The following is a 20814-nucleotide window of genomic DNA, read 5'->3' as shown; positions in this document are numbered from 1 at the left end:
GTGTAGCTAAAAAGCGCACCTTATTTTAATATAAAAAACTATTAATTATATTGAAAAATATGATAATCTTATTATAGGAAGATTATTTTTAGAATAAATTAAAAAAGGTTTTATTTTTTAAAAATATATTTTAATATTTAATGGGGGATGATTATGTCAAATATCGACAAACTGATAAAAAGCATTGATTTAAATAATGTTTCTGATATTCATATTTCTTCTGGGTTACCTCCAATAATTAGAATAGATGGTAATTTAAAAAGTGCTAGTAACTTAGTAATTAATCATGAAACAGTAGCTCAATACATTAGAGAACTAGCACCAGAAAGATTTGAAGAATTTTTAGAAGAAGGGGATATTGATTTTAAGTATCAACCTGAAGGTATGGGGAATTTTAGAGTTAATGCATATAAGTGTAAAGGGAATTATTCTATTTGTTTAAGAGTGATAAAACAACGTATACCTAAAATTAGTGATATAACAAATGCACAAATACTAAAAGATTTTACAAAATTGAATGATGGATTAGTATTAGTAACAGGTCCTACAGGATCAGGTAAAAGTACAACACTCGCCGCCATGATAAATGAAATTAATAATACAAAAGAGAAGCATATAATTACACTAGAAGATCCTATTGAGTATATCTATGATAATAATAAATCAATAATAAATCAAAGAGAAGTTGGTCAAGATACTAAGAGCTATGTTATGGGGCTAAGAGCTGCATTAAGGCAAGATCCAGATGTTATATTAATTGGAGAAATGAGAGATACTGAAACAATAGAAGTGGCATTAAGAGCAGCTCAAACAGGTCATTTGGTATTTTCAACACTTCATACAATGGGAGCTGCTAATAGTATTTATAGAATAATTAACTCTTTTGATAATAAAGAACAAAATGAAATTAAAGTACAACTTTCTTCGTTGTTGAGAGGAGTTGTGTCACAAGTTTTATTACCTAATGCTACAGGTGTTGGAAGAACTGCAGCACTAGAAATTATGACATGCACTACTAGCATAAAGAATTTAATAAGAGAGGGAAATTACGAGCAGATCAATAGTTTTATTCAAATGGGATCTAAGTATGGAATGCAAACAATTGATATGGATTTGAAAAGATTGGTTAATGAAAATATAATAGTTAAAGAAGAGTATATAAAATGGAAATCAAACAATAATTAAAATTAACAAAGTAATAAAAAGGAATTTTAATTGTTATGTTGAATATAAATAGGAAACAGTATACTTTTCTGCAAGGAGGTAAGAAATAAAATAATGCAAGAAGAAATAATTGCATCAATAGACTTTGGAAGTAAGAAGCTATCAGCTTCTCTTGCAGCAAAAAAAGATGAAGAGGATATGCAAATACTTGGTGTTAAGTATTGTAAATCTAAAGGAATTGAAAAAGGAATAATTAAAGATGCTGACAAGTGTCGAGAAGTTTTAAAAACTCTTTTAAAAGATTTAGAAGATAAAAGTGGTAGGAAGATAAAAAATATTTCAGCAGGGATATCAACAAGAAATATTAGAATAACTGAAGTCACTGTTTCTATTTCATTAATAGAGGGGATGGCTAAAAAAGAAGATATAAACGAAGCATTAAAAAAGGCTAGAAACGCTACTTCTATTAGTGACAATGAAATTCTAATTGATACTTTGATTAATTTTTATATCTTGGATGGAAAAGTTTTACATAGAGATATATTAAATTGGCGAGGTAATAAATTAGATGTAAATTTAACTTTAATAATAGGATTAAAAGATGAAATTACTAAATATTATGAGATTTTTAAAGGCACTAATTATAATCTATCTAATATAAAGTTAAATATATTGTGTGGTAAACAGATATTTTTAACTGAGGATGATGTAGGAGATAAAGTTTTAGTAGATATAGGTGCAGGCAATATAGATATGGCTATATTTAGTAATGGAATTCCTAAATACATTGGTAGTATACCTTTAGGCGGAAGTAATATTTCTAAAGATTTGGCAATTTGTGGAGAGCTTTCATTTTCGGAAGCTGAGAATATAAAAATAATTTATTCTAGTAATTATGAAACTTTGTATAAAGATAATAAAATAGCGGACGAAATAGAAGTTGGGACATTAAAGATATCAAAATCATTATTTTATGAAGTTATTAATGCTAGAATTGAAGAAATACTAAATTATATTAATAGAGAGTTAAAAAACACTGGTCATTATGATAGAATTTGTAGTATAATTCTATATGGTAGTGGATTAAATTATTTTGAGAATATAAGCAATTTCGTTAATGATATTTTGAAAATTCCAGCTACAGTTATAACAAAAGATGATTTAGGGATAAAAAATCCTGAGAATATAACATCTTTAGCTGTAGTCAAGGAAGTTTATGATAATTTAGATTTAATTTCATATGAGTATAAAAATTCACAGAAGGTTAATGATATTGTTATAAGTAAAAATGAAGAAGAAAAAATAGAAAACAAAGCAAGTAAGAGTGTTTTAAAGAAAGTCAGAGATTTTTTAGAGGGAATTTTCTAAAGGAGGAGTTATTTTGTTAGATTTTGATGGGGATATTCAAGAATTAACTAATATAAAAGTAATAGGCTGCGGAGGTGGCGGTAGTAATGCTGTAAATCGAATGATAGTTGAAGGGTTAAAAAATGTAGAATTTATAGCAATTAATACAGATAAACAAGCATTAATGCTTTCACATGCAGATCAAAAAATTCAAATTGGAGAAAAGTTAACAAAAGGCTTAGGTGCTGGAGCTAACCCTGAAATAGGGAAAAAAGCAGCAGAAGAAAGTAAAGAAGAAATTTCAGCTGCAATAAAAGGTGCTAATATGGTATTTATAACTGCAGGAATGGGTGGCGGAACTGGAACTGGTGCTGCTCCGATAGTTGCAGAAATAGCTAAGTCTATGGAAATATTAACTGTAGGTGTAGTTACAAAGCCTTTCCCATTTGAAGGTAAGAGAAGAATGAGACATGCGGAAATGGGTATAGAAACATTAAAACAAAAAGTAGATACATTGGTGATTATTCCAAATGAAAGACTACTTAGAATGGCAGATAAGAAGACTACATTATTAGATTCATTTAAATTAGCTGATGATGTGTTAAGACAAGGTGTACAGGCAATTTCTGACCTAATTACTATTACTGGTGTAATTAATGCGGACTTTGCAGATATAAAGGCAGTTATGCTTAATAAAGGATTAGCTCATATGGGGGTCGGTTTTGGAAGTGGAGATAATAGAACTCAAGATGCAGTTCATCAAGCAATTTCATCTCCGTTATTAGAAACATCAATTGAAGGTGCAACAGATGTTATAATAAACTTCACAGGTGGAGTTGATTTAGGTGCATTAGAAGTTTACGATGCAGCTGATGTTGTCCGTGAAGCAGTAGATCCTGATGCTAATATAATCGTTGGTGCAGTAATTGATGAAACACTTAATGAGGAGATTAGAATTACTGTTATAGCTACAGGATTTGAAGTTCCTAACAATAATATTGCTCCTTCAGAAGTGATAAATAAGGTTACTCAAACTCAAAGAGAAGAGGTACCACAACCTAAGGCTCCTACACCAGAAGTTGCAGCGACAGTGGAACAACCTAAACAAGAAAGTAATTTTGATGATGATGATCTATTAGATATACCTGTTTTCTTAAGAAGAACTAAAAAGCATTAATACTTAGTATTTTATGAATTTATATATAAGAAAAGCATGCGAGATTAATTAATCTTGCATGCTTTTTTCTTTATACAAATTTTATTGTTTTAATACATGTTATTACTTTTTATAAAGTAATTTATCTATGTTATACAATTAAAGATAGTAATTGATTAAATATAAAAGTATTATTGATTATTAAAAACTAAATGTAAATATATGTAAAAAGTTATGTTCTAAAAATGGCAATATCGTATGCTATTGTGACAAATTTTTAATTAATATAAGTCTATAATAAAACTCAATAGGGGGATTCGTATGGAGGTATATATAGATATTTTAATTTTAGAAAATTTTATAATTAATTTATTTCTTATGATACTAACAATGAAAATACTAAAGTATAAAGTTAAAGATATTCTATTAATATGTTCAGGGTTTATAGGAGCATTGTATACGATTGTACTATTATTTCCTAAATTGAATGTGTTAACTTCATTTCCTTGTAGAATAATAATCTTATATATAATGATTAGGATAAGCTATGGTAAAAAAGGTTTTATTAATACAATTAAAGCAATGTGTGTATTTTTATTATTAACATTTACATTAAGTGGATTATGTTTTTTATTTTCACTAAATCAAAATGAATATTTGTTAGGAGAAAGTTTTGAAATAAGCAAGTACTCAATGAAGTATTTGCTATTAGGTGGAATGATAATATATATGTTTTGTAATAGATTAATAGAATATATTAAAAACAAATTAATGGTGAATAATTTTAAGTTTAGTATACAGTTTAAGGTATCTGACAATATGTATGATATAAAAGGTTTCTTAGATACTGGTAATGAACTAAGAGAGCCTGTTAGCAATCTTCCATGTATTTTAATAGAAAAGGATCTTATAAGTACAATTGATTTCAATTGTAAGGATGTCTATTACATACCTTATAGTGCAATTGGATATGGAGGTAATTTAAAAGGAATAAAGGTAGAATCTATAAAAATAAAAGGTGAAAAATTTTATAATGAAGTGGATGCTATCATATGTCCTTGTAATGAGAAGTTAAGTAAAGAAAATGATTTTAATGCATTGTTATCAAGAGGAGTAATATAAAAGGGGTGTATTATGAGAAGAATGATTTTATTTTTAAATAAGTTATTATCTAGATTTAAATTATTTAGAAGAAAGCTATATTATGTAGGTGGTAGCGATGCACTTCCACCACCATTATCAAAAGATGAAGAAGAAACGTTAGTGAATAATCTTATGCATGGAGACGAAAGTATAAGAAGTATCTTAATAGAAAGAAATTTAAGACTAGTTGTTTATATAGCAAGAAAGTTTGAAAATACAGGTGTTCATGTAGAAGATTTAATTTCAGTAGGAACTATTGGATTAATAAAAGCAGTAAATACTTTTAATCCAGAAAAAAAGATTAAATTAGCAACATATGCATCTAGATGTATAGAAAATGAAATTCTAATGTATTTAAGGAGAAATAGTAAAATAAAAGCAGAAATTTCATTTTACGAACCTTTAAATATAGATTGGGATGGAAATGAATTATTGTTATCAGATATTTTAGGTACTGAAAATGATGAGGTATACAATTTAATTGAAGATGAAGTTGACAAGCAATTATTGTTAATGGCACTTAAAATTTTAAATGATAGAGAAAAAGAAATTGTAAGACTTAGATTTGGGCTAAATGGAACACGAGAAAAAACTCAAAAGGAAGTTGCGGATATGCTTGGAATATCTCAATCTTACATTTCAAGATTAGAAAAAAAAATAATTAGAAGACTAAAAAAAGAAATAAGCAAAATGATTTAGCTTGTCTTTAGTATAAAAGTATTATCTATCGGAGATAATCTTTAATGCAGCAGATTATTACTTCCGAAAGGGTTGGTACTTATGATTATTAATAAGGTGGAAATATGTGGAGTAAATACTTCTAAACTTCCAATGCTTAAAGAAAAAGAAAAGAAACAACTTCTTTTAGCATTAAAAAAAGGAGATTTAAGTGCTAGAGAAACCTTTATAAAAGGCAACCTAAGATTAGTACTTAGTGTTATTCAAAGATTTAATAATAGAGGAGAAAACGTTGATGATTTATTTCAAGTAGGATGTATTGGTTTGATGAAATCAATAGATAATTTTGATTTATCACAAAATGTTAAGTTTTCAACCTATGCAGTACCTATGATAATAGGAGAAATTAGAAGATATTTAAGAGACAATAATTCTATAAGAGTTAGTAGATCATTAAGAGATATTGCATATAAGGCATTAATAGTAAGAGATAAATTTATAAAGGACAATAATAAAGAGCCAACAATATCTCAAATTGCAAAAGAACTAGAACTACCAAGAGAAGAAGTTGTATTTGCGTTAGATGCAATACAAGATCCGGTATCTTTATTTGAACCAATCTATCATGATGGTGGAGATGCAATATTTGTTATGGATCAAATAAGTGATTCAAAAAATACAGATGAAAGTTGGCTTGAAAATATATCCATAAAGGAAGCTATGAAAAAGCTAACAGATAGAGAAAAATTAATTTTAAATTTAAGATTTTTTAGGGGAAGAACGCAAATGGAAGTTGCAGATGAAATTGGCATTTCTCAAGCACAGGTGTCTAGGTTGGAAAAAACAGCTTTAAAGCATATGAGAAAACATGTTTAAAATTAATCCATATGGTATAATAAAAACTGATATTTNNAAATATCAGTTTTTATTATATAAGTAATTAAGTAAAGTTATCATACATATAAATATATAGAATAAATAAAGTTTTTAGTTTCATTTGCCGTTTTCTTTGTATTCAAAGAAAATTAAATACAAAATTTATGTATTTAAATACTCATTTGAAACTTATAAATTAGAATTCATTAGCAGGCAAATGTTGTATTTAGTGTTATACAAGAAAGAGTATTACAAATCAGTGTTAATGGATAAAAGTATTTTTTTATAGGTAGGGGGATAACTATGGAAGCAGAAATGTATTCACTTAATGCGATGAGATCTATGGAAATAATAGATATATCTACAGGGCGTAAACTTGGTTTTATAAAAGATTTTAAAGTCGATTGTGATGAAAATAAAATAACTTCATTAATTTTACCAAGTACAACTATGAAATCGTGGTTTTTAAAAGATGATGAAATAGAAATTAAGTGGGATGATATAGTAAAAGTTGGAGTTGATGTTATATTAGTTAAATCAAATAATATTCCAGAGTATGATTCTAATAATGGGTAGTAATCAGAACAAAAACTATATATAATAAATTTATAAATACTTTTTACTAAAGTAAAAGAGGTGATTAAAGTGAAATGTCCATTTTGTAATTTTGAAGAAAGCAAAGTTGTTGATTCCAGAGCAACAGATGATAATACTACAATTAGAAGACGAAGAGAGTGCTTAAATTGTAATAAGAGATATACTACGTATGAGAAAATAGAGGATTTTCCTGTTTTAGTTGTTAAAAAAGATTTAACTAGGGAAAACTTTAATAAAGAAAAAATTATTAATGGTCTTATTATTGCTTGTCAAAAAAGACCTGTTTCAAGAAAACAAATAGAAGATATAGCTTATGAAATAGAAAAATCAATTTCTAATAGAATGGTTACTGAAGTTGCATCTAAAGATATAGGTGAAATGGTTATGGATAAACTTAAACAAGTTGATGAAATATCGTATGTTAGATTTGCATCGGTCTATAGACAATTTAAGGATATAAATACTTTCTTAGAAGAAATTAAGAATCTCGTAGTTAATTAAAATTAAAATTAAAATAGTTATTTAAAAAGGATTTTGAATATGTTAGATTTAACTTTCAAATCCTTTTTATATATTAATATATATAATAGTATGTTATATATATGTTATATGGGCGTTAAAAGTTAGTTAATACAATTAATATAAAACTTATAAATGATAAAATTAATGTATAAATTTGGGGGGATAATTCTGAGAAAATTAGACTTAAAAGAAATAGAAAATATAGAAGATTTTATGACAATAAAATTAGACAATACTGCCAAAATAGTATTTTCAAATGCAGAACTTAATAGGAGTTTTAATAGGAATACTGATGAAGGAATTAATCAATTAGAATCACTGAAATATAAATTTAATGTTAGCGAAGTGGTATATTTAAAACAAGTACATAGTGATAATATATTAATTTATAATAATAATGATATTAAAAATGAAGAAGGGGATGCAATAATAACAGATAACAAAAATGTTATTATTGGAGTTTTTACTGCGGATTGTGTTCCTGTTATATTAGTGGATGAGGTTAAAAAGGTATCAGCAGCAATTCATAGTGGATGGAGAGGAACATTTAATTCTATTACTTTAAAAACAATAGAAAAAATGAAGAACGAGTTTAAGTGTAATCCTAAAAATATTAAAGCTTATATAGGACCTCATATAAGAAGTTGTTGTTATGAAGTATCAGCGGAATTAAAAGAAAAGTTTTTAAAAAAAAAGAAAGAAATTAAAGAGTTGGATTTATTCAATAAAAATAATTTAAATTTAGAAGAATGTATATTAAATGATTTAAGAAATTCAGGAGTTAAAGAAGATAATATAAATACTTTAGAATTATGTACATATTGTAGTGAAAAAATTAAATTACATTCATATAGAAAATCAAATGGGGATTATGGTAGAATGTTTACTTTTATAATTTTAGAGTAAGGAGAATAGTTATGTCTGATGAAAAAATATTGATAGTGGATGATGAAGAACACATAATAGAATTACTAAAGTTTAATTTAATTAATGCAGGGTACAAGGTCTTTTATTGCAATAATGGTATAGATGCCCTTGAAATAGCAAAGATAGAAAAACCTAAATTAATATTATTGGATTTAATGTTACCAGGATTAGATGGCTTTGATGTTTGTAAAGAAGTAAAAAAAGATAAAGAAACTCAAAATACATCAATAATAATGTTGACAGCAAAAGGAGAGGAAATTGATAAAATCTTAGGTTTAGAATTAGGTGCAGATGATTATATAACTAAACCTTTTTCTGTAAGAGAATTATTAGCACGAGTTAAAGCTGTTCTTAGAAGAACTTATCCAGGGGCAGACATTGAAAATAATTCATATGAGTCTCAAGGTCTTAAAATAGATTTTGATAGACATGAGGTGTTTATTAATAATCAAAAAGTTGAATTGACTTTAAAGGAATTTGACCTCTTAAAAATATTAATAAAAAATAGAGGGAAAATTCTTCAAAGAGAAACGTTATTAGATAAAATATGGGGATATGAGTACATAGGGGAAACTAGAACAGTAGATGTACATATAAGATATCTAAGAAAGAAGATAGAAGAAGACGATAAAAATCCTAAATTTATAGAAACCATTAGAGGAGTAGGTTACAGGTTTAACCAAATTGATAAATAATGAAAAAGAAAATATTAATATCATCAATGATGACAGTTTTTTTTGCTCTTATAATAGTAACTTCTTTTTTTGTGTTGTTAAGTAATTTTCAACAAATTAGAGATACGAAAAATGAACTTAGAAATTTTAACTTACTTATTGGTCAATTAGATAACTTAGATTCATTAAATAATATCAATAAAGAAGATTTCAGAGAAATAAAAATAAACAATGCACCAGTTAGATTTACATTACTTGATACAAAGGGAATTGTATTATATGATATGGAAAATGAATTAGAAAATAATTATAAGGATAATAAAGAATTTCAACAAGCTATAGAAAGTGGAGAAGGATCATCAACTAAGTATAGTGAAGATGGTAATATTAATTTAATATATTATGCTACAAAATTAAATAACAATTTAATAGTGGTAAGTTCAGTTCCTGTTAATATGGTAAAAACGTTCCAAAATAAAAATATAAAATATTGTGTAGGAATAATAACTGTTGTAATGTTTTTTTCTATATCATTATGTTTAAAATTGATAAAAATGATTATTGAGCCAATTAAAGATTTAGAATCAGTGACTCACAAGATGGCTAATGGAGATTATAAAATAAGAGCTAAAATAAATAGTAAAGATGAACTTGGAAATTTAGGAGAAAGTTTTAATAATATGGCAGATCAGCTTCAAATGAAAATGCATGAGATAGTTGACAAACAAACTAGAATAGAATCTATTTTAAGAAGTATGGAAAGTGGTGTTATTGCAGTAGATAATAATAATATTGTAATATCTATTAATCCTTATGCAGAAAGAATATTTGGTATAAAGAAAAATATTTTAGGTGAATCCATAATTGAGTATATTTCAGATTATGATATAAATACTTTTTTAGAAGAGGATTATGAAATAGATAAAGAAATAAAAATACTTCATCCAATAGAACGTGATTTAAAGATAAAAAAATCAAATATAATAAACGGAATAGAGATGATAGGTAAAGTTATAACGATACAGGATATAACTGACATAAAAAAACTTGAACTTATGAGAACTCAATTTGTTGCAAATGTGTCTCATGAGTTAAAAACACCATTAACATCTATTAAAGGTTTTGCAGAAACATTAAGATATGTAGAAGATGATGAAACTAGAGAAAAATTTTTAAATATAATAGACAAGGAATCAGAAAGATTATCAAGATTAATAAATGATATTTTAGTACTTTCTAGTATTGAGAGTAATATATCAATTCAAAATGATGAATTTTTACCTAAAACTATAATAGAAGATGTTGTAAATATGGTAAGAAAACTTGCTAATAATAAAGAAATAAATTTGGAATTTGATGATGATAATCAAGAACTTATATTAGGAGATAAGGACAAGTTTTATCAGCTAACATTAAATTTAGTTGAAAATGCTATAAAATATTCAGAGAATGGCTCAAATGTTAAAGTGATAAGTTATAGTAAACGTGGATATTATTATTTAGAAGTTAATGATAATGGAATAGGTATACCTAAAGAAGACTTGCCAAGAATATTTGAAAGATTTTATAGAGTGGATAAATCACGAAAAAAAGGTGGAACAGGATTAGGACTAGCTATTGTAAAACATATAGTTAAAACATTTAATGGAGATATAAATGTTAAAAGTACATTTGGTGAAGGTAGCACATTTAAAGTGAGAATAAAATATATATAAATTATTAGAGTATGTTTTAGTGTTGTGTTGATATACGTCACTTTACATATTGCATAGATAAACACATATTTAAAACATAGCCAATTATTAAAATAAGCTGAAAAGTAAAATTTTCAGCTTATTTTATTTTGCATAGATTTTATAAAATTAATTTAAATTTTAGGATATGCTGTAGTAAGGTATTGATATTTTCCAATGTTAAATTCATTTAACGTAGTCCTAATAAAAGTTAACTTTAATCTAATAATAGCTTAACTTACTGGTTATATTATAAGTATGAAAGAATTAATTAATGTATAAAAAAGTTGATGGAGGAATTTTATATGAAAAAAAATACTTTAAAACTTATAGTCAGCGCATTATTAATAACTATGATTGGAGGAAGCATGGTCGGATGCGGATCTGAAGATAGTGCGAGTGAGGCAGGAAATGGAATAAGTGGATCAATAACGGTAAGTGGATCATCGGCATTATTACCATTAATGGAGCAATCAATTGAAAAATTTAATGAAATAAATCCTAATGCTGCAGTAAGTGCGCAAGCAGGTGGTTCAGGAACAGGTCTTACTCAAGTATTAGAAGGGACAGTTGATATTGGAAATTCAGATATATTTGCAGAAGAAAAATTAGATGAAGCGCAATCTAAAGAATTAGTAGATCATAAAGTTATAGGTCAAGGTTTTGGAATTGTTGTAAATAAATCATTAGGAGTTACAAATTTAAGTAAAGAACAATTAAAAGGAATATTTTCAGGAAAAATAACAAATTGGAAGGACGTTGGAGGTCCAGATAAAGAAATATTCTTAATTCATAGAAAATCAGGATCTGGAACAAGAGGTACATTTGAAAATAAAATATTAGATGGAAATAAGTCATTAGAAAATGATTCTTTAGGGGCAGTTCAAGATTCAAATGGTGCAGTTCTTACTGCGATGAAACAAAATGATGGAGCAATAAGTTATTTAGCTCTTTCTTATATGAATACAGCTGATGCTAAAGAAATATTACAAGTTACGAGTATTGATGGAGTATCTGCACATAGTGAAAATATAAAAGACGGGAGTTATTCTTTTTGGTCATGGGGTCATATGTATACAAAAGGTGAAGCAGAAGGATTAAGTCAAGAATTTATAAATTTTATAACAAGTGAAGATAATAAGGAAAGCATAGAAAGTTTAGGATTTATTTCAGGAGCTGAAATAAAAGAAAAATAATAATTTAAAGGATGATTAAAAGATGAAAAAGAGAAGTTTTAAGGAAAGGCTTAAAAATGAATATTTGGGTCAGGGCTTTGCAACTCTATGTGGAATACTAATAATAGTAATTACAGGCTTGATATTATTATTTATAGCTTCAAAAGGAATTAAATCATTTACCCAAAATGGATATAGCATAACTGAATTTTTATTTAAAAATGATTGGAAGCCAAATCAAGAGCAGCCTTCCTTTGGAGCTTTAGCATTCATCTTAGGTTCTACATGTGTATCAATAGGAGCTGTAATTTTAAGTGCTCCTATTGCAGTTGCACTAGCTATTTTTACTAACATTATTTCTAATAAGTTTGGTAATAATGTAATAAAACCATCATTAGAAATATTAGTTGGAATACCATCAGTTGTTTATGGGTGGGTTGGAATATCAGTATTGGTACCATTTATAAAAAACAATGTTGGAGGAATGGGATTTTCACTTTTATCAGGAATATTAGTTTTATCATTAATGATATTACCTACAATTGCTACTTTAGCTATAGATGCAATAAAAAATATACCTAATGATCATATAGAAGCTTCTTATGGATTAGGAGCTACAAGATGGCAGACGATAAGCAGGGTAATAGTACCAGGAGCGAAATCAGGAATTTTGACAGGTGTAGTATTAGGTATAGCAAGAGCGTTTGGAGAAGCACTTGCAGTACAAATGGTAATTGGTAATACTGTTAAATTGCCAGAAGGACTTCTTTCTTCAATGTCTACATTAACTAGTATTATAACAATGGATATGGCTAATACAGTAGGTGGAACAATGTGGAATGACGCATTATGGACATTAGCATTAATATTACTTGTTATTTCATTTATTTTTATAGTAATAGTTAGAAAGATAGAAAAAAGGAGTGCAGTATAATGGATGCTAAAAAAGTTGATAAAATGGCCACTGTAGTGTTTTATATAATAAGCATATTTATAGTAGGTTTGTTAGGTGCATTTATTGCTTATATATTATATAAAGGTGGAAATATGATAAAACCTTCTTTCTTATTTGGAAAACCTAAATTAACAGGAGCTGGTGGAGGAATAGGACCACAATTATTTAATTCATTTTATATGCTTATTGTTTCATTAATAATAACAGTACCAATAGGAATAGGTGCAGGAATATACTTAGCTGAGTATGCAAAAGAAGGAAAGTTTTTAAATATAATAAGAATGTCTCTTGAAACAATTTCTTCATTACCATCTATAGTTATAGGTATGTTTGGACTATTAGTGTTTGTTAATATGGCAGGTTGGGGATATTCAATACTCGCTGGAGCTATATCAGTCAGTATATTAAATATACCATCTATGACTAGAATTTCAGAAAATGCAATAAAAGCAGCTAGCAAGAAGGTAAAGGAAGCTTCATTAGGACTTGGTGCAAGTAAATGGCAAACAATATCTAAACTTACAGTGCCAACAGCCATGAGCGAGATTTTAACTGGAATAATATTATCAGCAGGTAGAATTTTTGGAGAGGCAGCAGCTTTCCTGTATACAGCAGGATTAAGTTCAGGAGCTTTAAATTTTAATCAAATAAGTTTGGTTGGAAATAAATCGGCATTTTCTCTTTTTAGACCAGCAGAAACTTTGGCTGTTCACATTTGGAAATTAAATTCTGAAGGAATAGTAGTAGATGCAGCTAGAATTGCTAATGGGACAGCAGCAGTATTAATTATAGCAGTTCTTTTATTTAATATTTTAGCAAGGCTAATAGGAAATAGATTAATGAAATCTTATGGTGGAAAGTAGGGGAGTATAAGGAATGAGTATTATAAAAACTAAGAATTTAAATTTATATTATGCTGAAAATCAAGCGCTAAAAGATATAAATATTAATATAAATAAAAATGAAGTTACAGCATTAATAGGACCATCGGGATGTGGTAAATCAACTTTTTTAAGAACTTTAAATAGAATGAATGATTTGATTGAAATAGTTAGAATAACTGGAGAGGTTTTATTTGAAGATAAAGATATATATAAAGATTATGATGAGATATATTTAAGGAAAAGAGTCGGGATGGTATTTCAAAGACCTAATCCATTTCCTATGTCTATTTATGATAATATAGCATATGGCCCAAGAATTCATGGAACTAAAGATAAAAAAATATTAGATGAAATTGTTGAAAATAGTTTAAAAGGCGCAGCACTTTGGGATGAAACAAAGGATAGATTAAAAAAAAGTGCAATGGGACTTTCAGGAGGGCAACAACAAAGATTATGCATTGCAAGAACTTTAGCAGTATCTCCAGAAGTTATTTTAATGGATGAACCAACATCGGCCTTAGATCCAATTTCAACGAATAAAACAGAAGAATTAATAGAGCAACTAAAAAAAGATTATACAGTAGTTATAGTAACTCATAATATGCAACAAGCGGGAAGAATAGCAGATAAAACAGCTTTCTTTTTAAGTGGAGAAGTTATAGAATTTGGAAAAACTGAGGATATATTCTATAATCCTAGAGATAAAAGAACAGAAGACTATATAACTGGTAGATTTGGTTAAATGAAAGGGTGAGGATTAATGACAAGAGAATCTCAAGATGCTAGAGTTAAAGAAATTAATAGACAATTATTGAAAATGACAAGTTTAGTAGAAAAACAAATACATGATAGTATGGTTTCATTGAAAAATCATGATTCAGATATGGCAGATAAGGTTATAAAATACGATGATAAAGTAGATGAGTTGCAAAAAATAATAGAAGAAGATTGTATAAAATTTATCGCAATGGAACAACCACTTGCAACAGATTTAAGAAGAGTGTTTACAGCATCAAAAATAGTAACGGATCTAGAAAGAATGGCAGATCATGCAGTGGATATATGCAAAATAACTAAAAGATTAGATAGAGTAGTATTTAAAGAAAATATTAGTGAATTGTGGGATATGGAAATAAGAGTTAGAGAAATGATTGGATTAGCAATAGATTCATATATAAGGGATGATGTTAAATTTGCATATAAAATATGTAAAATGGATGATGCAATAGATGATTTATATAAAAGATTATTTGGTGTTTGCATAAATGAAATCAAAAAGAATGAAAATTTAATTAATCAAGGAACACAGCTATTATTTGTAATAAAGTATTTAGAAAGAATTGCAGATCATGTTACTAATATATGTGAATGGACAATTTTTTCTAAGAATGGAACTTATGTGGATTTAAATGAATAAAAGAATAAAGTAGAGGCTAGGAAGTAAATTATTCCTAGCCTTTACTTATAAAAAAAGGTTTAAACTTAAAGTTTATTTTAGGGAAAAATGAATAAAAATGGTTTTAAATATAGTGTTTGCAATAACTAGTTAGTTATTATATAATTAAACGTACTATAATGAAGATGGGATGTTATAATTAGGAGTGAAAAAATGAAAAATATTATAACAAAAGTAGAAGAATACAGTATTGCTGAAGAAGTTGGAATAGAAATAAATGATAGTCTAATATCTATTAATCAAACTCCAATAGGCGATATTATGGATTATAAATTTTTATCAGCAGATGAAGAAATAGTTTTAGAAATAGAAAAAACAAATGGCGAAATTTGGGAAATAGAAATAGAAAAAGAATACGGAGAAGATATAGGTCTTGAATTTGGCGGTGGCATAATGGATAAAGCAAAAAGATGTAGTAATAAATGCATTTTTTGTTTTATAGATCAATTACCACCTGGAATGAGAGATACTTTATATTTTAAAGATGATGATTCTAGATTATCTTTTCTTCAAGGAAACTTTGTTACATTAACTAATATGAAGGAAGAAGATATTGATAGAATAATAAAATATCACATAAGTCCAATTAATGTATCAGTACATACAACAAACCCAGAACTTAGGGTTAAAATGTTGAATAATAGATTTGCAGGAAATATATTAGAGAGATTAAAAAGATTAACAGATTCAGGAATTACAATAAATGCTCAAATAGTATGTATACCAGGCATAAATAGTGGAGATGAATTAAAGAGAACTATAGAAGATTTATATAAGCTTCATCCATTTGTAGCTAGTGTGGCTGTTGTTCCAATAGGAATAACTAAATTTAGAGAAAAACTTCAACATGTAAAGACATTTACTAAGGAGCAATCTGCAAAAGAAATCGAAATGGTTAAAGAACTTCAAGATAAATTTATGAAAGAAGTAAATGAACCTTTTGTAAGGCTATCAGACGAATTTTATATAGTTTCAGGTAAGGAAGTTCCAAATAGCGACTTCTATAAAGGATATGAACAACTAGAAGATGGCGTAGGTGTTGTAAGATACTTTAATGATGTTATAGATGAGACATTAAATGATTTAGATGAAAATTCTAAGGGAAGTTTTTCAATCGCAACAGGTGCTTTAGCTTATGAAGAGGTCATGAAAGCTAGAGATAAAATTGTGAAAAAAAATCCTAATATAAAATTAGATGTATACAAAGTAATAAACAATTATTTTGGAGAAACAATAACTATAACAGGACTTTTAACTGGAACTGATATAATAGATCAATTAAAAGGAAAAATAAATACGAAATATTTATTAATGGCTGATTGTATGTTTAGAAAAGGATATGAATTAGCTGACTCTAGTGAACAAATTATGCTAGATGATTTGAAAATTAGAGATATTGAAGAGGCATTAGATGTAAAAGTTATAGTAACAGATTACACAGGAGAAAATTTAATTAGTATATTAAACGAATATAAGGAGGAATTTTAATGGGAAAACCGATAGTTGCAATAGTAGGAAGACCAAATGTTGGTAAGTCAACATTATTTAATAAATTAGCAGGGAAGAGAATTTCCATAGTACAAGATACACCGGGAGTAACAAGAGATAGAGTTTATGCTGAGGCTGAATGGTTAAATTATAACTTTACTATGATAGATACTGGTGGTATAGAACCTACAAATGACGATATAATAATGAAACAAATGAGAAGACAAGCGAATATTGCTATAGAAACTGCTGATGTAATAGTATTTATAGTTGATGGTAAAGAAGGTTTAACTGCTGCGGATCAAGAAGTAGCTAATATGTTAAGAAAAAGTAAAAAGCCAGTAGTATTAGTAGTAAATAAAATTGATTCTTTAAAATATGAAGAAAACAGTTGGGAATTTTATAACTTAGGAATTGGTGATCCTATAACAATATCAGCATCACAAGCATTAGGTCTTGGTGATATGCTTGATAGAGTAGTAGAACATTTTGATAGATTTGATGCTGATGCTGAAGAGGATGAATATATCAGAATAGCTATGATTGGAAAGCCTAATGTAGGAAAATCATCATTGATAAATAAGTTGTTAGGAGAAGAAAGACTTATTGTTTCTGACATAGCAGGAACAACTAGAGATGCTATAGATAGTTATTTAGAAACAGAACAAGGAAAATTCATTTTAATCGATACAGCTGGACTTAGAAGAAAAAGCAAAGTTAAAGAAGAAATAGAAAGATATAGTGTTATAAGAACATATGCATCAATAGAAAAAGCAGATGTATGTATACTTATGATAGATGCTCAAGATGGTGTAACAGAACAAGATGAAAAAATAATAGGTTATGCTCATGAGTTAAATAAAGCTATAATAGTTCTTGTGAATAAATGGGATCTTGTTGAAAAAGATGACAAAACTATGGAGAAGTTTAAAAAAGACTTACAAGGTAGTTTGAAATTTATGCCATATGCTGAATATTTATTTATTTCAGCATTAACAGGACAAAGAACTCATAAAATTTTAGAATTAGCTAAAAAATGTTATAACAATTATAACAAGAGAGTATCTACAGGAATATTAAATGACGTAATAAGTAAGGCGATACTAATGAAAGAACCACCAATAGTTAGCCTTAAGAGAATGAAGATATATTATGCAACTCAAGTTGCTACTAAACCACCTAAGTTTGTATTTTTCGTTAACGATGCTAGTGCTTCACATTTTTCTTATGAGAGATATTTAGAAAATCAATTAAGAAATAGTTTTGATTTTAAAGGTACTGGTATACAAATCGAGTATAGACAAAGGAAGGAATAGTAATGAATAAAGTAAGTTTTATAGGTGGAGGAAGTTTTGGAACAGCTTTAGCTATACTGCTTGCGGAAAAGGGGAATACTGTAAGTATATACAATAGAGATAAAAAAGTTGTTGATGACATAAATATTAATAGAAGAAATGATAAATATATAAAAAATTTAGAAATTCCTAGTAATATTAAAGCGTTTGATAATTTAGAAAAAGCAACTGAAAATGCTGAATATATTGTTTTAGCAATACCATCTCATACAATACGCAGTATTTGCAAACAGTTAAAAAATAAAATAAAACAAGAAACCATTATAATTTCAATTGCCAAAGGAATCGAAGAACATACTGATAAAAGATTATCTGCCGTTATTAAGGAAGAATTAAATAATCCAATTGTTGTTTTATCGGGACCTAGCCATGCTGAGGAAGTAGTATTAAAACTTCCAACAACACTTGTAGTTTCTTCAGAAAATATGAATTCTGCTAGTGAAGTTCAAAATTTATTTATGACCTCTTTCTTTAGGGTATATACAAATGAAGATTTGGTAGGAGTAGAAGTTGGAGGTGCTGTTAAAAATATAATTGCACTAGCTGCTGGAATTTTAGATGGTTTAGGTTATGGAGATAACACTAAAGCTGCATTAATGACCAGAGGAATGAAAGAAATTTCTAGAATAGGTTTAGTTCTTGGTGGAAGAGAAGAAACTTTTTATGGTTTAACTGGAATGGGAGATTTGATAGTAACATGTACTTCTAATCATTCTAGGAACAGAAAAGCAGGTTTATTAATTGGAAGTGGTATGAATGCAGATAAAGCAATCGAAGAAATAGGAATGGTAGTTGAGGGTATAAAAGCTTGTAAAGCCTTTTATGAATTGAAAGAAAAAATAAGAGTATCTATGCCTATAACTGACATTTTGTATAAAGTTTTATTTGAGAAAAAAGATCCTAAATTAGGGATTGAAGAACTCATGCTTCGCGAAAAGAAAAGTGAAATATTTTAATATTAGTCCTAAAAAGAATTTTTTAACCATATAACTGTGTTAATAAAGTCTTTTTAGGACTTTTCTATTTAAAATTTTATTTAATCTGTATATTTTTAGTTTTTTAAGAATATATATATATTGGTAAAAAGAATAAGGAGGGAATAATGTGGACAGCTTTAACATATACAAAGATATAGCTGAAAGAACCCAAGGGGACATATATGTAGGAGTAGTTGGACCGGTAAGAACTGGTAAATCAACTTTTATAAAAAGGTTTATGGACCTTATGGTAATACCAAAGATTGATAATACTTATAAGAAAGAAAGAGCGAAAGATGAGTTACCACAAAGTGGTTCAGGTAAAAGTATTCACACAACAGAACCTAAATTCGTGCCAAATGAGGCGGTAGAGATAAATTTAGGTGATGAAACAAAATTTAAAGTTAGAATGGTAGATTGTGTAGGATATATTGTAAAAAGTGCATTGGGATATTTAGAAGGTGAAGAAAGTAAGATGGTACATACACCATGGTATGAGTATGAAATTCCTTTTGAAGATGCAGCAGAAATAGGCACTAGAAAGGTTATCAGTGATCATTCAACCATAGGACTTGTAATTACAACAGATGGAAGTATTACAGGAATACCAAGAGAAGATTATATGGAGGCAGAAGAAAGAGTTATATATGAGCTTCAATCAATAAATAAACCATTTGTGGTTGTACTTAATACTAATAAACCAAATTCTCAAGAAACAAAAGCATTAAAAAATGAATTAGAAGCAAAATATAATGTAGCAGTAAAAGTAATGGATATATACAATATGGGTGAAGAAGATATAGAAGACTTATTTGAGTATGTACTTAGAGAATTCCCAGTAAAAGAAGTTAATATAGACATGCCAGAATGGTTAGAAAAATTAGATTGTAATCATTGGTTAAAAAAGAACTTCTTCGATGTCATTTTAACTATGAGTAATGAAATTTCAAAAGTTAGAGATGTTAAACATATATTAAATAGTTTTGAAGAGAAAGAATTTATGGGCACAACATCTATTAAAGAAGTTGATTTAGGCAATGGAACAGCAAATATACTTATGAAACCTAAAGATGGTATATTTTATAAAATACTTAGTGAAATATGTGATTTAGAAGTAAATTCAGAAAGTGATCTTTTAAGTATAATAAAAGATTTAACTTATGCAAAATTAGAGTATGATAAGGTTAAAGATGCCTTGGAGGATGTTAGGGAAGCTGGTTATGGATTAGTAGCACCACAACTATCAGAAATGAAATTCGAGGAACCAGAGATTGTAAAACAAGGAAGTAAATTTGGTGTTAAATTAAAAGCAAGTGCTCCAAGCTTACATTTTATAAAGTGTGACATAAAGACAGAGATTAGCCCAATAATGGGATCTGAAAAGGAATCAGAAGAACTTGTAAAGGGGTTACTAGAACAATTTGAAACAGACCCAGCACAACTATGGCAAAGCAACATGTTTGGAAAATCTTTAGAAGTACTAGTTAAAGAAGGACTTCAAAACAAATTATATAAAATGCCAGAAGATGTACAAGTTAAAATTCAAAAGACACTTCAAAAAATTATTAATGAAGGTAATGGCGGTTTGATTTGTATAATTCTTTAACTTTAAGGGATTAATAATTTAAAAGGAGTTTAAAGAGAAAGAGTCTTTGAACTCCTTTTTAATTCTTTAGGAATTTATATTATTAAAAAATTTGTGGATAA

General features: G+C 27.7%; 20 protein-coding genes. All 20 read left to right on the top strand.

The features are described 5' to 3' along the window. The first annotated feature begins 153 nt into the window (after window positions 1-153). Window positions 154-1185 carry a type IV pilus twitching motility protein PilT gene (locus tag NG904_RS05680; protein WP_252230391.1) on the top strand — a complete coding sequence of 344 codons (1032 nt, stop codon included), beginning with the start codon at window positions 154-156 and terminating at the stop codon, window positions 1183-1185. Window positions 1186-1278: 93 nt separating this feature from the next. Next, window positions 1279-2532: a cell division protein FtsA gene (locus NG904_RS05675; RefSeq protein WP_252230389.1), complete on the top strand. Its 1254-nt coding sequence runs from the start codon at window positions 1279-1281 to the stop codon at window positions 2530-2532. 13 nt (window positions 2533-2545) lie between these two features. Continuing rightward, window positions 2546-3688: a cell division protein FtsZ gene (ftsZ, locus tag NG904_RS05670; RefSeq protein ID WP_252212932.1), complete on the top strand. Its 1143-nt coding sequence runs from the start codon at window positions 2546-2548 to the stop codon at window positions 3686-3688. A 300-nt stretch (window positions 3689-3988) separates the two neighbouring features. After that, the gene (locus tag NG904_RS05665; RefSeq protein ID WP_252230387.1) at window positions 3989-4789 is read left to right on the top strand and encodes a sigma-E processing peptidase SpoIIGA; all 801 of its coding nucleotides are present in this window, start codon (window positions 3989-3991) and stop codon (window positions 4787-4789) included. A 12-nt stretch (window positions 4790-4801) separates the two neighbouring features. Beyond that, window positions 4802-5509: an RNA polymerase sporulation sigma factor SigE gene (sigE, locus tag NG904_RS05660; protein ID WP_252212928.1), complete on the top strand. Its 708-nt coding sequence runs from the start codon at window positions 4802-4804 to the stop codon at window positions 5507-5509. Window positions 5510-5590: 81 nt separating this feature from the next. Further along, window positions 5591-6364: an RNA polymerase sporulation sigma factor SigG gene (sigG, locus tag NG904_RS05655; RefSeq protein WP_012425713.1), complete on the top strand. Its 774-nt coding sequence runs from the start codon at window positions 5591-5593 to the stop codon at window positions 6362-6364. A gap of 303 nt (window positions 6365-6667) precedes the next feature. Then, window positions 6668-6940 carry a YlmC/YmxH family sporulation protein gene (locus tag NG904_RS05650; RefSeq protein WP_252230385.1) on the top strand — a complete coding sequence of 91 codons (273 nt, stop codon included), beginning with the start codon at window positions 6668-6670 and terminating at the stop codon, window positions 6938-6940. 69 nt (window positions 6941-7009) lie between these two features. Beyond that, window positions 7010-7462 (top strand): transcriptional regulator NrdR, encoded by a 453-nt coding sequence (gene nrdR, locus NG904_RS05645; protein WP_252212927.1) that lies wholly within the window; start codon window positions 7010-7012, stop codon window positions 7460-7462. A gap of 189 nt (window positions 7463-7651) precedes the next feature. Continuing rightward, window positions 7652-8389, top strand: a complete 738-nt coding sequence (pgeF, locus tag NG904_RS05640; protein WP_502801454.1) for a peptidoglycan editing factor PgeF — start codon at window positions 7652-7654, stop codon at window positions 8387-8389. 11 nt (window positions 8390-8400) lie between these two features. Continuing rightward, window positions 8401-9105, top strand: a complete 705-nt coding sequence (locus NG904_RS05635) for a winged helix-turn-helix domain-containing protein (protein WP_252230383.1) — start codon at window positions 8401-8403, stop codon at window positions 9103-9105. Further along, window positions 9105-10799, top strand: coding sequence for a HAMP domain-containing sensor histidine kinase (locus NG904_RS05630; RefSeq protein WP_252230381.1), 1695 nt, complete (start codon window positions 9105-9107; stop codon window positions 10797-10799). The genes NG904_RS05635 and NG904_RS05630 overlap by 1 nt, the downstream gene beginning before the upstream one ends. A gap of 323 nt (window positions 10800-11122) precedes the next feature. Beyond that, window positions 11123-12013, top strand: a complete 891-nt coding sequence (locus tag NG904_RS05625; protein ID WP_252230373.1) for a phosphate ABC transporter substrate-binding protein — start codon at window positions 11123-11125, stop codon at window positions 12011-12013. A 22-nt stretch (window positions 12014-12035) separates the two neighbouring features. Next, on the top strand, window positions 12036-12926 hold the full coding sequence (pstC, locus tag NG904_RS05620; protein ID WP_252230371.1) for a phosphate ABC transporter permease subunit PstC: 891 nt from the start codon (window positions 12036-12038) through the stop codon (window positions 12924-12926). Continuing rightward, a complete protein-coding gene (pstA, locus tag NG904_RS05615; protein WP_252230369.1) occupies window positions 12926-13810 on the top strand; it encodes a phosphate ABC transporter permease PstA in 885 nt (294 codons plus the stop codon). The genes pstC and pstA overlap by 1 nt, the downstream gene beginning before the upstream one ends. A gap of 13 nt (window positions 13811-13823) precedes the next feature. Continuing rightward, window positions 13824-14573, top strand: coding sequence for a phosphate ABC transporter ATP-binding protein PstB (gene pstB / locus NG904_RS05610; RefSeq protein ID WP_252230367.1), 750 nt, complete (start codon window positions 13824-13826; stop codon window positions 14571-14573). 18 nt (window positions 14574-14591) lie between these two features. Then, window positions 14592-15248 carry a phosphate signaling complex protein PhoU gene (phoU, locus tag NG904_RS05605; protein WP_252212917.1) on the top strand — a complete coding sequence of 219 codons (657 nt, stop codon included), beginning with the start codon at window positions 14592-14594 and terminating at the stop codon, window positions 15246-15248. A 192-nt stretch (window positions 15249-15440) separates the two neighbouring features. Beyond that, complete coding sequence (locus NG904_RS05600) at window positions 15441-16775, top strand: DUF512 domain-containing protein (protein WP_252230365.1); 1335 nt, start codon at window positions 15441-15443, stop codon at window positions 16773-16775. Then, window positions 16775-18091: a ribosome biogenesis GTPase Der gene (gene der, locus NG904_RS05595; RefSeq protein ID WP_252212913.1), complete on the top strand. Its 1317-nt coding sequence runs from the start codon at window positions 16775-16777 to the stop codon at window positions 18089-18091. Before NG904_RS05600 ends, der begins: the two co-directional genes overlap by 1 nt. A gap of 2 nt (window positions 18092-18093) precedes the next feature. Next, the gene (locus NG904_RS05590) at window positions 18094-19086 is read left to right on the top strand and encodes an NAD(P)H-dependent glycerol-3-phosphate dehydrogenase (RefSeq protein ID WP_252230363.1); all 993 of its coding nucleotides are present in this window, start codon (window positions 18094-18096) and stop codon (window positions 19084-19086) included. Window positions 19087-19234: 148 nt separating this feature from the next. Continuing rightward, window positions 19235-20713 carry a stage IV sporulation protein A gene (spoIVA, locus tag NG904_RS05585; protein ID WP_252230361.1) on the top strand — a complete coding sequence of 493 codons (1479 nt, stop codon included), beginning with the start codon at window positions 19235-19237 and terminating at the stop codon, window positions 20711-20713. The last annotated feature ends 101 nt before the right edge of the window (window positions 20714-20814 follow it).

Origin of the sequence: Clostridium sp. ZBS15, from assembly GCF_023845705.1 — a bacterium.
In the GTDB taxonomy this organism is placed as follows: domain Bacteria; phylum Bacillota; class Clostridia; order Clostridiales; family Clostridiaceae; genus Clostridium; species Clostridium aquiflavi.
The sequence above is the reverse complement of the archived record's forward strand: the minus strand, read 5'-3'. Positions and strand labels throughout refer to the sequence as shown.

Coding starts and splice junctions, on each gene's coding strand:
- pstC (WP_252230371.1), top strand. CDS start 12,036: ATGAAAAAGAGAAGTTTTAAGGAAAGGCTTAAAAATGAATATTTGGGT.
- NG904_RS05665 (WP_252230387.1), top strand. CDS start 3,989: ATGGAGGTATATATAGATATTTTAATTTTAGAAAATTTTATAATTAAT.
- phoU (WP_252212917.1), top strand. CDS start 14,592: ATGACAAGAGAATCTCAAGATGCTAGAGTTAAAGAAATTAATAGACAA.
- NG904_RS05625 (WP_252230373.1), top strand. CDS start 11,123: ATGAAAAAAAATACTTTAAAACTTATAGTCAGCGCATTATTAATAACT.
- NG904_RS05590 (WP_252230363.1), top strand. CDS start 18,094: ATGAATAAAGTAAGTTTTATAGGTGGAGGAAGTTTTGGAACAGCTTTA.
- pstB (WP_252230367.1), top strand. CDS start 13,824: ATGAGTATTATAAAAACTAAGAATTTAAATTTATATTATGCTGAAAAT.
- NG904_RS05675 (WP_252230389.1), top strand. CDS start 1,279: ATGCAAGAAGAAATAATTGCATCAATAGACTTTGGAAGTAAGAAGCTA.
- NG904_RS05635 (WP_252230383.1), top strand. CDS start 8,401: ATGTCTGATGAAAAAATATTGATAGTGGATGATGAAGAACACATAATA.
- NG904_RS05630 (WP_252230381.1), top strand. CDS start 9,105: ATGAAAAAGAAAATATTAATATCATCAATGATGACAGTTTTTTTTGCT.
- NG904_RS05650 (WP_252230385.1), top strand. CDS start 6,668: ATGGAAGCAGAAATGTATTCACTTAATGCGATGAGATCTATGGAAATA.
- sigG (WP_012425713.1), top strand. CDS start 5,591: ATGATTATTAATAAGGTGGAAATATGTGGAGTAAATACTTCTAAACTT.
- NG904_RS05600 (WP_252230365.1), top strand. CDS start 15,441: ATGAAAAATATTATAACAAAAGTAGAAGAATACAGTATTGCTGAAGAA.
- NG904_RS05680 (WP_252230391.1), top strand. CDS start 154: ATGTCAAATATCGACAAACTGATAAAAAGCATTGATTTAAATAATGTT.
- pstA (WP_252230369.1), top strand. CDS start 12,926: ATGGATGCTAAAAAAGTTGATAAAATGGCCACTGTAGTGTTTTATATA.
- sigE (WP_252212928.1), top strand. CDS start 4,802: ATGAGAAGAATGATTTTATTTTTAAATAAGTTATTATCTAGATTTAAA.
- der (WP_252212913.1), top strand. CDS start 16,775: ATGGGAAAACCGATAGTTGCAATAGTAGGAAGACCAAATGTTGGTAAG.